This is a genomic window from uncultured Paracoccus sp. (assembly GCF_947487305.1).
Classification (GTDB): Bacteria; Pseudomonadota; Alphaproteobacteria; order Rhodobacterales; family Rhodobacteraceae; genus Paracoccus.
On the sequence record NZ_CANKWH010000008.1, the window covers coordinates 205,711 to 218,032 of the forward strand.

General features: G+C 66.3%; 11 protein-coding genes. 9 read left to right on the plus strand and 2 right to left on the minus strand.

The window, feature by feature from the left end; genetic code table 11:
* Positions 1–8: 8 nt before the first annotated feature.
* The gene (locus tag Q1A36_RS12130) at positions 9–767 is read right to left on the minus strand and encodes a DeoR/GlpR family DNA-binding transcription regulator (protein WP_299844152.1); all 759 of its coding nucleotides are present in this window, start codon (positions 765–767) and stop codon (positions 9–11) included.
* Between the two features lie 170 nt (positions 768–937).
* On the opposite strand from Q1A36_RS12130, the gene Q1A36_RS12135 reads away from it, so the two are divergent.
* The 6 genes from Q1A36_RS12135 (at position 938) to Q1A36_RS12160 (ending at position 9,268) form a co-directional block, all read left to right on the plus strand.
* Positions 938–2,317, plus strand: coding sequence for an NAD(P)/FAD-dependent oxidoreductase (locus Q1A36_RS12135; protein ID WP_299844155.1), 1,380 nt, complete (start codon positions 938–940; stop codon positions 2,315–2,317).
* A complete protein-coding gene (locus Q1A36_RS12140) occupies positions 2,307–3,521 on the plus strand; it encodes an FAD-dependent oxidoreductase (RefSeq protein WP_299844156.1) in 1,215 nt (404 codons plus the stop codon). The genes Q1A36_RS12135 and Q1A36_RS12140 overlap by 11 nt, the downstream gene beginning before the upstream one ends.
* Positions 3,518–4,954: an FGGY family carbohydrate kinase gene (locus tag Q1A36_RS12145; protein ID WP_299844159.1), complete on the plus strand. Its 1,437-nt coding sequence runs from the start codon at positions 3,518–3,520 to the stop codon at positions 4,952–4,954. The genes Q1A36_RS12140 and Q1A36_RS12145 overlap by 4 nt, the downstream gene beginning before the upstream one ends.
* Positions 4,955–5,032: 78 nt before the next feature.
* Positions 5,033–5,299, plus strand: a complete 267-nt coding sequence (locus Q1A36_RS12150) for a DUF6522 family protein (RefSeq protein WP_299844162.1) — start codon at positions 5,033–5,035, stop codon at positions 5,297–5,299.
* Positions 5,300–5,786: 487 nt separating this feature from the next.
* Entirely contained in the window at positions 5,787–8,408 is a 2,622-nt protein-coding gene (locus Q1A36_RS12155; RefSeq protein WP_299844165.1) for a ribonuclease E/G, read from the plus strand.
* Positions 8,409–8,524: 116 nt separating this feature from the next.
* The gene (locus tag Q1A36_RS12160) at positions 8,525–9,268 is read left to right on the plus strand and encodes a cytochrome c biogenesis protein CcdA (protein ID WP_299844168.1); all 744 of its coding nucleotides are present in this window, start codon (positions 8,525–8,527) and stop codon (positions 9,266–9,268) included.
* A 4-nt stretch (positions 9,269–9,272) separates the two neighbouring features.
* Here Q1A36_RS12160 and Q1A36_RS12165 read toward each other — a convergent pair whose 3' ends face one another.
* Entirely contained in the window at positions 9,273–10,058 is a 786-nt protein-coding gene (locus Q1A36_RS12165; protein ID WP_299844171.1) for an enoyl-CoA hydratase, read from the minus strand.
* A gap of 56 nt (positions 10,059–10,114) precedes the next feature.
* Between Q1A36_RS12165 and Q1A36_RS12170 the strand changes: the two genes are divergently transcribed.
* From Q1A36_RS12170 to rpsI, 3 genes are all read left to right on the plus strand, one after another.
* Entirely contained in the window at positions 10,115–10,537 is a 423-nt protein-coding gene (locus Q1A36_RS12170; protein ID WP_299844174.1) for a PaaI family thioesterase, read from the plus strand.
* 150 nt (positions 10,538–10,687) lie between these two features.
* The gene (gene rplM / locus Q1A36_RS12175) at positions 10,688–11,152 is read left to right on the plus strand and encodes a 50S ribosomal protein L13 (protein ID WP_101753476.1); all 465 of its coding nucleotides are present in this window, start codon (positions 10,688–10,690) and stop codon (positions 11,150–11,152) included.
* A 2-nt stretch (positions 11,153–11,154) separates the two neighbouring features.
* Positions 11,155–11,646, plus strand: coding sequence for a 30S ribosomal protein S9 (gene rpsI / locus Q1A36_RS12180; protein WP_299844179.1), 492 nt, complete (start codon positions 11,155–11,157; stop codon positions 11,644–11,646).
* The last annotated feature ends 676 nt before the right edge of the window (positions 11,647–12,322 follow it).

Below are 12,322 nucleotides of genomic sequence, written 5' to 3' on the forward strand. Positions count from 1 at the left end.
CGCCTCCCCTAGATCCAGACCTTGACGCCGTGCGCAGTGAAGGCGGCCCGGTCATGGCCGCTGATCCGGTCATCGGTGATCAAGAGGCCGATCGCGTCGCTGCGGCAGACCGAGAAGGCTGCGCGGCGGCCCAGCTTGCTGCTGTCGGCAAGGATGATCAGATTGCGGGCATTTGTGGCCATGGCCCGGCCCACCTGCGCCTCGTCATGGCTGGCATCCATCGCCCCGATCTCGGGCGAGAGCGCGGCCACGGTCAGCACGCAATGATCGGCCTGGAATTCGCCGATCTGCCCCAGCACAGCCGCGCCCACGGTCTGCGCATTGCCCGAGACATAGCGCCCGCCCAGCAGGTAGATGTCGGCATCCGATCCCGCCTGTGCCAGCGCCTCGGCCAGCTGGCAGGAATTGGTGATGATGGTCAGCCCGGTCATCGTCGCCAGCGCCGGCGCCGCCGCCAGCGTGGTCGAGCCGGTATCGATGAAGATGGTATCGCCGGGTTCCAGCGCATCGACCAGCCGCCGGCCGATTCGCGCCTTTTCGCTGCTGGCAAGAGCCGTGCGCACCGGCATGCTGGGTTCGCTGAGCAAGCGGGTGCTGCGGGCACCGCCATGCACCTTCATGATCCGCCCGGCCTCGGCCAGACGCGACAGGTCGCGGCGGATGGTTTCGGTCGAGACGGTGAAGCGCTCGGCCAGAAGCTCGACGCTGACAGAGCCTTCTTCCCAGATGAGTCCCTCGATCTGCAATCGTCTCTCGCGTGGCTTCATCGCATTGCCCGACCCCCAATGACGAAATCGAACGCTGGCGGCGTCGCCCGTGTCAACAAAATTTCATCTCGATTGGCGGAATATTCGTTCCGTATCCACAATCGAGGCAAATCGCTTGCCCATTCGGGCATCTTGACGTTACCCTTGCGGAATATGCAAAGGCGGCTTTGATGGCACAGGGCGTGTTCGACGTGGCAGTGGTCGGGGCCGGTGTGGTCGGCTGCGCCATCGCGCGCCGATTTGCCATCGATGGCGCGCGTGTGCTGATCCTCGAGCGCGCGCATGACGTGCTGGACGGGGCCTCCAAGGGCAACAGCGCCATCCTGCATACCGGCTTCGACGCGCCCGAGGGCAGCCTGGAACTGGACTGCATCCGGGCGGGGTATGCCGAGTATCGCGAGATTCACGCGCGGATGAACCTGCCGCTGGACCCTTGCGGCGCGCTGGTTCTGGCCTGGGCCGAGGAGCAGCAGGCGGCGCTACCCGGGCTGATGGTGCAGGCCGCGGCGAACGGGGTTGGCGATGTCGAGATGCTGGACCGCGCGGCGCTGCTGGCCCTCGAGCCGCAGCTTGCGCCCGACGTCCGCGCCGGTTTCCGGGTGCCGGGCGAAGCGCTTATCGATCCCTGGTCGGCGGCCCATGCCTATCTTTATCAGGCAATCCAGCACGGCGCCGAGCTGCTGCTGCGGGCGGAACTGCTGACTGCCGAACGGCAGGCGGACCGATGGCGGCTGCATACATCTGCGGGGTCGATCGAGGCCGGGCTTGTGGTCAATGCCGCCGGTCTCTGGGGCGATCATGTCGAGCGGATCCTGACCGGCGAGAGCTGGTTCCAGATCCGTCCGCGCAAGGGCCAGTTCATCCTCTATGACAAGCCCGCCGCCGCGCTGGCTGGGCATATCCTGCTGCCGGTGCCAACCAAGTTGACCAAGGGTGTCGTGGTCTGCCGCACCATATTCGGCAACCTGCTGGTCGGCCCGACCGCCGAGGAGCAGGAGGACCGCGAGGACGCCTCGGTCGTTCCGGCCACGCTGGAGGCGCTGCGCCAGACCGGCGAGACGATCCTGCCGGCGCTCGCCGGGCAGGAGGTGACGGCCTTCTATGCCGGTCTGCGTCCCGCCTCCGAGGAGAAGGCCTATCGCATCCGCGCCGACCTGGAACGCGGTCTGGTGACGGTGGGCGGCATTCGCTCGACCGGGCTGTCGGCGGCCTTGGGCATTGCGCAGCATGTTGCGCGGCTGGCGGGCCGCGCGCCGGGTGTGGCGCGGGACTGGCCCGAGATGCCGGTGCTGGCGCAGGACGGCGCGCGCGACTGGCAGGCGCCCGGCAATGGCGGGATCGTCTGTCATTGCGAGCTGGTCACAAGGCGAGAGATCGCGGCGGCGCTGGAGGGTCCGGCGCCTGCGCAGTCGCTGGCCGGGCTGAAGCGCCGGACACGGGTGACGATGGGGCGCTGCCAGGGCTTTTATTGCTCGGCCGAACTGGCGCGGCTGACCGAGGGACGATTCACCCAGCCGATTCTGGCGGGGGCGGTGGATCATGCAGGCTGACGTGGCCATCATCGGCGCCGGCCCGGCGGGATTGGCCGCCGCCGCCCATCTGGGCCTGATGGGGGTGAAGAACATCGTCGTGCTGGAGCGCGAGCCCGAGCCGGGCGGCATTCCGCGCCATTGCGGCCATTCTCCCTTTGGCATGAGGGAGTTTCGGCGGGTCCTCGGCGGCGCAGCCTATGCCCGCCGCCTGGCGACGCGGGCCGAAGCGGCAGGCGCGCGGATCCACTGCAATACTACGGTGATCGCGTTGCATCCGGGGCCGGAACTGGATCTGACGGGGCCAGGCGGTGCCGAGCGCCTGTCGGCACGGGTCGTGCTGCTGGCCACGGGCACCCGCGAATCGAGCCGGGTGCAGCGGATGATCGGCGGGCAGAAGCCCGGCGGCATCCTGACCACCGGCGCGCTGCAGGGGATGGTGCATCTGAACCACCAGCGTCCGTTTCGGCGGCCGGTGATCCTCGGGACCGAACTGGTCTCGTTCTCGGCCCTGCTGACCTGCCGGCAGGCCGGCATCCGGCCGGTTGCCATGATCGAGCCGGGCGCGAGGGTGGTGGCCCGTGCGGGTGCGGCGGTCTTGCCCTTGCTTCTTGGCGTGCCGGTCATGCGCGAGACCCGGATCACCGAGATCCTTGGGCGGGACCGGGTCGAGGGTGTCGTGATCGACGGCCCCGGCGGGCCGCGCGAGATCGCGGCGGATGGCGTTCTGCTGACCGGGGCCTTCCGGTCCGAGGCGACGCTGATGGCGGCGGCGGGCATGACGCTGGATCCACGCACCACTGGCCCCGAGATCGACGTGTTCGGTCGTCTGGCCGAGCCGGGCTATTTCGCCGCCGGCAATCTGCTGCGCCCGGTAGAGACGGCGGGCATGTGCTGGGCCTCGGGTCGGCGTGTTGCCGATGCCATCGCCGTTCATCTGACCGGCGGGCTGCCCTGTCCCGCGCAGGGCCTGTCCCTGCGGATCGATGCGCCCGCCATACGATATGCCCTGCCGCAGATCCTGTTTCCTGCCGGTCCGGGTTTTCACAAGTCCATCCAGTTGCGGGTCAGCCGCCCGGTAAGCGGCGAATTGCGGCTGAGCCAGGGGGGGGGCCTGATCGCCCGGCAGCCCATCCGCGCCCTGCCCGAGCGGCGGATCACCCTGCCCATCCCGCGAAAACTGGGCGAGGGTCCGCTGTCGCTTGATATCGAGGAAGACGCGTGAGGGTTCTGGCCATCGACCAGGGCACCAGCTCGACCCGGGCGCTGATGCGTGGGCCCGACGGGGCGTTGCAACTGCTGAAGCAGATGGCGCATCGACAGATCCTGCCCCGTTCCGGCCATGTCGAGCATGATCCCGAGGAATTGCTGGCCCATGTCGCCGCCTGCGCCAAGGCGGCCGAGGCCGATCTGGTGGTTTTGGCCAATCAGGGCGAAAGCTGCCTTGCCTGGGACGCGCGCGATGGTCGCCCGGTTAGCCCGGTGATCGTCTGGCAGGATGACCGGACCGCCGATGTCGCGCGCACGCTCGAGGCCGAGGGCGTCGGGCCCGAGGTGATGGCGCGGGCGGGCCTGCCGCTGGACCCGTATTTCTCGGCCAGCAAGCTGGGCTGGATCCTGCGCCATCTGCCCGCTGCCGCCGATCTGGCGCGGCAGGGGCATCTGCGGTTGGGCACCACCGATGCCTTTTTCCGCGACCGCCTGACCGGGCGCTTCGAGACGGATATTGCCACCGCCTCGCGGACCTCGCTGATGAACCTTGCGACGGGAGAGTGGGACCCGGCGCTGTGCGAGATCTTCGGCGTGCCGATCGCGGCCCTGCCGGCGATCACGCCGACCGCGGGCGATCTGGGCGTGCTGCCAGGCGGCGCGCGGCTGGCGGCGAGCATCGTCGATCAGCAGGCGGCGCTCTATGGCCATGGTTGCCGCGCACCGGGCGATGCCAAAGTGACCTTTGGCACCGGCGCTTTCGTGCAATGCCTGACCGACGGCCTGATCCGGCCCGATCAGCCCGGGCCGCTGCCTACCGTGGCGTGGCACTTGCCGGGGCAGGCGGTCGTTCATGCGCTCGATGGCGCGGTCTATACTGCCGCAGCGGCGGTGAACTGGGCGCGCGGTCTGGGCCTCTTCGACGATTTCGCCGCGATCAGCCGCTTTGACCGCCCGCCGGCCATCGACCGTGGGCTGGTCTTCCTGCCAGCGCTCGCGGGCCTGGCCTGCCCGCATTGGGACCGGCGGGCGCGGGGCGCCTGGGTCGGGCTGTCGCTCGAGGCCGGACCGCAGGATCTGATGCAGGCGCTGATCGAGGGCGTGGCGCTGCGGGTGGCCGAGGCGGTGCAGGCAATCGGGGTGTTGCAGCCCGTCACGGCGCTGTCGGTCGATGGTGGCATGGCGCGGAATGATTACCTGCTGGGCTTTCTGGCCGGGCTTGTTCCTCACCCCCTGCACCGTGCCGCCGAGGTCGAGACCACCTCGCTTGGGCTGGTTCAGATGGCGTTGGCGGCGGAGGGGCAGGACGACCAGGCCAGAAGGTCCCCCGAGCCGGTTGAGCGGCAGATGACCGATTCCGGACGCGCCGCGCGGCGGCTTGAGCGCTTTGCCCGGGTTCGCGCCGGGATCGCCGCGCTTGGGCATGAGATCGGCGATATTCCCGAATAGCGCTGGCTTCTGGACAAGCCGACTCTTGCCGTGCTGGATGCAGACCGGAGAATTCTGGTCGCAGGAAGGCCAAACGCCATGAAAGTCGAACGTCGCGCGGATGGCCGCATCATCGTCGAGGCGGCCGAGCTGGCCCCCTTGCTGGGGCTGGACCTGGCCGAGTTCCAGAGCCAGATGCGCAGCGGGCAGATCGCCACCGGAACCGAGGAGGGGCAGGGCGAGGATGCCGGCCGCTTCCGTGTCACCTTCACGTCCTCGCAATGGAAGCTGCGGCTGACCTGTGCCGCTGACGGAACGGTGATCAGCCGCATTCGAACCGAGATTGCCAGCCCGCGCCTCTCGTGATCCGGCGACAAAGGTTCGGCGGGGCGTGACGGCAAAAGCTGGCCGTCCCTCTCCGTGCAGCCGCCTGAACCGCGCCGGTCGAGAATTATGCATTGAATTCTCCCCGCCTGAGCCACTATGTTGAACCTACGCATGACGCGGTCCGCAACTATTGGTTGCGCCATGCCAAAAGTTTCGCAGCGCGGCAGCTCTGGCCCATCCTTGGACGGATGGCATGTGTCGCGCGGAAAACCCTCGCCCCGATGTGTGGTTCAGCCGCGCCGGGGCGGTATTCGCAAGCTTCCCTTGCCCGTCAGGGCGGGGCGGCCAACACAGGTAACGAACGCGATGGAACGCGCTTTGGACAGGACGAAGATGACAAGGCAGGCGTCAGCGCCGGTCACGTCATCCGGCCCACCCGGCGCGCCCGCGTCCCCATCATATCGCAGCCGCACGCCCTCTGGACCCCCCGGTGCCGGGGGATTGCGCCTGCGCGAAAGACAACACTATGGCAAAGAAGATGCTGATCGACGCGACCCATGCCGAGGAAACTCGGGTTGTGGTCAGCGACGGAACCAAGGTCGAAGAATTTGACTTCGAGACCATAAACAAGCGGCAACTGGCCGGGAACATCTATCTGGCAAAGGTCACGCGGGTGGAACCCTCGCTGCAGGCGGCCTTCGTCGATTATGGCGGCAACCGCCACGGTTTCCTGGCCTTCGCCGAGATTCACCCGGACTATTACCAGATCCCGGCCGCAGACCGTCAGGCGCTGCTGGCCGAGGAGCGGGCCTATGCCGAAGCGCAGGCCGACGAGGAAACTGCCAAGGCCGCGAAGTCCAAGTCGCGCCGCCGGGGCAAGACCCGGGCCGAGTCGAACCGCAGCACTGATGAAAGCGTCAGCTCGGAGCAGATCGCCGGCATGGACGTGATCGACGTCGAAGAGGCTGACACGCTGCTGGAAGGCGAGACCGCGACCGATTCCGACGACGATGCCGCCGAGGTCCATGCCGCCGTCGAACTGGACCGCGCCGAGGGTGACGAGATCCACGGCGAGCCTGCGCGCGAGGAGGGCGAGGACGCCCCTGCCAGCGCCAGCGACAAAGACAGCGAGATCGAATCGATCGCCGAAGAGGACGTGACCGAAGAGATTCGCGCGCCCCGCAAGCCGCGCCAGCGTCGCTACAAGATCCAGGAAGTCATCAAGGTCCGGCAGATCATGCTGGTCCAGGTCGTCAAGGAAGAGCGCGGCAACAAGGGTGCGGCGCTGACCACCTATCTGAGCCTCGCCGGCCGTTACTGCGTGCTGATGCCCAACACCGCGCGCGGGGGCGGCATCTCGCGCAAGATCACCGTGGCTGCCGACCGCAAGAAGCTGAAGGAAATCGCCTCGGAACTGTCGGTGCCGCAGGGCGCCGGGCTGATCATCCGCACCGCCGGCAGCCAGCGCACCAAGACCGAGATCCGCCGCGACTATGAATATCTGATGCGGCTCTGGGAGCAGATCCGCGAACTGACCTTCAAGTCGATCGCCCCGGCGCCGGTCTATGAGGAAGGCGACCTGATCAAGCGGACGATCCGCGATCTCTACAGCAAGGACATCGACGAGGTTCTGGTCGAGGGCGAGCGCGGCTATCGCACCGCCAAGGACTTCATGAAGATGATCATGCCGTCCCACGCCAAGAACGTGAAGCATTACACCGACCAGATGCCGCTGTTCGCGCGTTTCCAGGTGGAGAGCTACCTGGGCGGCATGTTCAACCCGACCGTGCAGCTGAAATCCGGTGGTTATATCGTCATCGGCGTGACCGAGGCGCTGGTCGCGATCGACGTGAACTCGGGCCGCGCGACCAAGGAAGGCTCGATCGAGGATACGGCGACCAAGACCAACCTCGAGGCAGCGGACGAGATCGCCCGGCAATTGCGCCTGCGCGACCTTGCCGGCCTGATCGTCATCGACTTCATCGACATGGAAGAGCGCAAGAACAACGCCGCCGTCGAGAAGCGCCTGAAGGACAAGCTGAAATCCGACCGCGCCCGCATCCAGGTAGGCAAGATCTCGGGCTTTGGCCTCCTCGAGATGAGCCGGCAGCGGCTGCGTCCGGGGATGCTCGAATCGACCACCCAGCCCTGTGCCCACTGCCACGGCACCGGCCTGATCCGCAGCGATGACAGCCTGGCGCTGACCATCCTGCGCGCGGTCGAGGAGGAGGGCACGCGCAAGCGGTCGCGCGAGGTGCTGATCAAGGCGCCGATCGCGGTTGCCAACTTCCTCATGAATGGCAAGCGCGAACATATCGGCATGATCGAGACGCGCTATGGCATGTCGGTGCGGGTCGAGGCCGATCCTTCGCTGATCTCGCCCGATTACACGCTGGAGAAGTTCAAGACCGCGACCCGCTTCGTGCCCGAGGTCGAATCGCAGGCGGTTTCGGTCAATGCACAGCTGATGGCGCAGATCGATGACGATGCCGACCAGGTCGAGGACGAAGACGAGGACGAGGTCGTCGAGGCCTCGGCCAACGAGCCGCGAGACGAGAACGGCTTGGACGATGATCAGGGCCGCGGCAAACGCCGCCGCCGCCGTCGCCGGCGGAAGCCGGGTGATCGGGCCGAGCAGGAGAACGGGTCGGAAGCCGTAGCCGAGGGCCACGAAGGCGAAGAGGCCGCTGAAGCCGTGATCGCGGTCGCCGAGGATGGCGAGGCGGAAGCCGCTGACGAGGCGGAGGCCGAACCGGCGAAGAAGCCGCGCAAGTCGCGCTCGCGCTCGCGCCGCAAGGGCGATGCGAAGGACAAGGTGGAAGAGGCCGTGGCTGTTGCAGAGGGTGACGCGGTTGCCGAAGCCGAGGGCGAAAGCCAGCCCGAGCCTGCGGCCGAACCTGTTGCTGAGGCCGTTCTCGCGGAAGAGTCTTTGCTGGTGGCCGAAGTCGCTGTCGAGACTGCGCCCGAAGCCGAGGTCGAAGCTGAAGCTCAGCCCGAAGCCGCGCCCGTGGCCGAGCTTGTGCTGCAGCAGGCGCCTGCCGCCGAGCCCGAGCCCGAGCCGGAACTGGCTGATGCCGAGCCCGTCGAGGCCGAGCCGGAAAAACCGGCGCGTCCGAAGCGCCGTGGCTGGTGGTCCTTGGGCCGCTGATCCGACTGTGAAACCTCCCGGCGGGACCCGCCGCCGGGGCCGGGCGCGACCTGACCCACGCAAGCGTGACAGGTCGCGCCCTTTTCGTTTTTCCCTAAGGCGTTAGAGTGCCGGCCATGTTGGGAATCGAACTCGCCGAAGCTGCCTTCCTGCCCGCCGCCTTCGTGGCGCTGCTGGCCGGACTGCTGTCCTTTCTCTCGCCCTGCGTGCTGCCCATCGTGCCGCCCTATCTGGCCTATATGACCGGGGTGAATGTCGGCGGGTTGAAATCGGGCGAGCGCAGCGCGGTCGGACCGGCGCTGATGTTCGTCCTCGGCCTGTCGGTGGTGTTTCTGGTCATGGGCTTTGCGGCTTCGGCCTTTGGCCGGGCCTTCCTGCAATATCAGGACTGGTTGACCAAGGCTGCGGGCGTCATGGTCATCGTCATGGGCCTGCATTTCCTGCATGTCATCCGCATTCCCTTCCTCGATCAGGAAGCGCGACTGGAGGCCGGCGAGCAGGGCGGCTCGGCCTTTGGAGCCTTCGTCTTGGGACTGGCCTTCGCCTTTGGCTGGACCCCCTGCATCGGTCCGCAGCTGGGCATGATCCTGTCGCTGGCGGCAACCGGCGGCGAGGTCGGGCGCGGCACGGCGCTCTTGGCCATCTACGCGCTGGGTCTGGGCATCCCGTTCCTGCTGTCAGCCATCTTCATCAGCCGCTCGATCGGTCTGATGAACCGGATCAAGCCCTATCTGCGTGCGATCGAGCGGGTCATGGGTGTGCTGCTGGTGGTCGTCGGCGTCATGCTGCTGACCGGCGCCTTCGCGGCCTTTGCCTATTGGCTGCTGGAGACTTTCCCGGTTCTTGCCACTTTGGGCTGAGGGCTTAACCCCAACTCGGCTTGCGCTTTTCCAGGAACGCGGTGATGCCCTCGTCCGTGTCGGGCAGCATCATGTTCTCGCACATCGTCCCGCCCGCGCTGCCATAGGCATCGCCAAGGCCAAGCTGCAGCTGCCGGTAAAAGGCCTGCTTTCCCATGCGCACGGCGGCGGGCAGTTTCGAGGCAATCAGTTGCGCCATCTCCATGGCCGCATCGGCCAGCTGGTCGGTGGGGACCACGCGATTGATCAGGCCCAGCTCGCGGGCGCGGGCGGCGTCGATGAATTCGCCGGTGGTCAGCATCTCGAAAGCCGCTTTCGGTGGCACGGTGCGGCTTAGCGCAACCATGGGGGTCGAGCAGAAGAGGCCGATATTCACCCCGTTCACCCCAAAGCGCGTACCTTCGGCCGCGACTGCCAGATCGCAGCTGGCGACAAGCTGGCAGCCGGCGGCGGTGGCGATGCCCTGAACCTGGGCGATGACCGGCTGGGGCAGGGCAGGGATCAGTTGCATCATCCGGGCACAGGCGTCGAACAGGGCCTGATAGGCCGCTGCGCCGCCATCGGCTTCGCCCCGAGCCGCCTGCATCTGCCGCAGGTCATGGCCGGCTGAGAAGGCCTTTCCGACGCCCGACAGGATCACGGCGCGGATGCTTTCGTCCTCGCCGATGGCCCCAAGTGCCGCCGACAGATCGGCGATCATTTCGACAGAAAGAGCGTTGAAATTCTCGGGGCTGTTCAGCACCAGATGGGCGACATGCCCGGTATCGTTGCGTAAGACGCGCTGGCTCATCTTGTCTTCCTCCATCGGTGCAGAAACTGTAGGTCCGTCGAAGCAGGGAGGAAAGCATGACCTTGAAGATGGATGCGGCGGCGCTGAACAATTTTCTGGCGCGCGAGTTCGAGCAGGTCGCGTCGGATTTCACGGTCGAGTCGGCAACGGAGGATCTGCTGGTCATGCGCCTGAAGGTAAATGACGCCCATCTGCGCCCGGGCGGCACGGTCAGCGGGCCGTCGATGTTCGGGCTGGTCGATCTGGCGATCTATTGCGCCATCCTGTCGAAGATCGGACCGGTGGGGCTTTCGGTCACCACCAATGCCAGCATCGACTTCATGCGAAAGCCCGAATCCGGGCGCGATCTTTTGGCGCGGTGCCGGCTGTTGAAGCTGGGCCGGGTGCTGGCCGTGGGCGATGCGCTAATCTATTCGGACGGGCAGGAGGCGCCGGTCGCGCGCAGCTCGATGACCTATTCGATTCCGCCGAAACGCTAGTTTTTCGGGCCTCTGTGGCGGGGTATCATATTACCTATTTTGCAATGCTTTGAAATTACGTGATAAATCTAGATGCGCGACGCTTGACCTGCCGCGCGCGATCCCTGATATAGCCGCATCTCGGATTTACCCCCACCAAAGGGACGCAAGATGAAAACCTATACCGCTAAACCGGCGGAGATCGAGAAGAAGTGGATCCTGATCGACGCCGAGGGCGTTGTTCTGGGCCGTCTTGCCACGATCGTCGCCAACCGCCTGCGCGGCAAGCACAAGCCGACCTTCACGCCGCACATGGATATGGGCGACAACGTGATCATCATCAACGCCGACAAGGTGCAGATGACCGGCAACAAGCGCGATGACAAGAAATACTACTGGCACACCGGCCACCCGGGCGGCATCAAGCACCGCACCGCGCGCCAAGTGTTGGAAGGCGCTCATCCCGAGCGCGTCGTGACCAAGGCGGTCGAGCGCATGATCAGCCGCAACAAGCTGGGCAAGCAGCAGATGACCAATCTGCGCGTCTATGCCGGGGCCGAGCACCCGCATGAGGCACAGCAGCCCGAAGTTCTGGACGTCAAGGTCCTGAACGCCAAGAACACCCGGAGCGCGTGATTATGGCTGAAGACATCAAATCTCTCGACGACCTGAAATCGGCCGTTTCGGGCAGCGCCGCCGCCGTGGCGACCGCTCCGGCCGACCGTGAAGCCAAGCGCGACGATCTGGGCCGCAGCTACGCGACCGGCAAGCGCAAAGACGCTGTCGCCCGCGTCTGGGTCAAGCCGGGTTCGGGCAAGGTCGTGGTGAACGGCAAGGACATCGCCGTCTACTTCGCCCGTCCGGTACTGCAGATGATCCTGCGCCAGCCCTTCGACGTGGCCGGCGTGGCCGGTCAGTTCGACGTGCAGGCCACCGTCAAGGGCGGCGGTCTGTCGGGGCAAGCCGGTGCCGTGAAGCATGGCATCAGCCAGGCGCTGCAACTCTATGAACCCAGCCTGCGCGCCGCGCTGAAAGCCGCCGGCTTCCTGACCCGCGACAGCCGCGTCGTCGAACGGAAGAAATACGGCAAGGCCAAAGCCCGCCGCAGCTTCCAGTTCTCGAAGCGCTGAATCCTGCGGCCGGTCGAACCGGCCCGCATCGAAACTCTTGGAAAGCACGCGGATCTCCGGGTGCTTTTTTCGTTTCCGTAGGGCAGGGGTGCGAGTGGATTGCCGCGCGCCTGCCCTTCCGGCGCAGGGTGCCCCCACTTTGGGTTCAGCCTCACCGCGCCCCGACGGCTCCCATCTACCATGTGGCGGATCAGGTGTCGGCACAGCTCTCAACAACACCCTCCGACAATGGCTTTACTCGAAGGGCCTCGCCGATCGAGCGCCTGGTCTCGTCGGTGAGAATCCCGACGGCGTCTCGTTGAGGAAGCCGCGCATGATCGAGTCACCGCCCCGGAAAATTCGTGGGTCAGAATCACCGGACGCAGGGGGCAGGGCGGGCTGCTTCGACGATTCGAGCCGCAGAATCGGAGCGACTCGCCGAATCTCGACTATTTCCGCCGAGAATCGCGCTGCCGAGTCTGCTGGAATCCGGGTTCTTCCGGCTGAAATGGTCGGTTCAGGGCGTTCGCCCCGCTCGATCCGCGAAGAGCAGCGCAAGATGGGTGACGAATTTTTCATTCCATATCAGTCTCTTGTGAAGTTTCTGTGACGAATCCGCATTTTTCCGCTTGCAGGCCCCTCTCGCTGACCCTAAATACCGCTTCACCGAAGGCGGGAACGCAGACGGGACGGACGG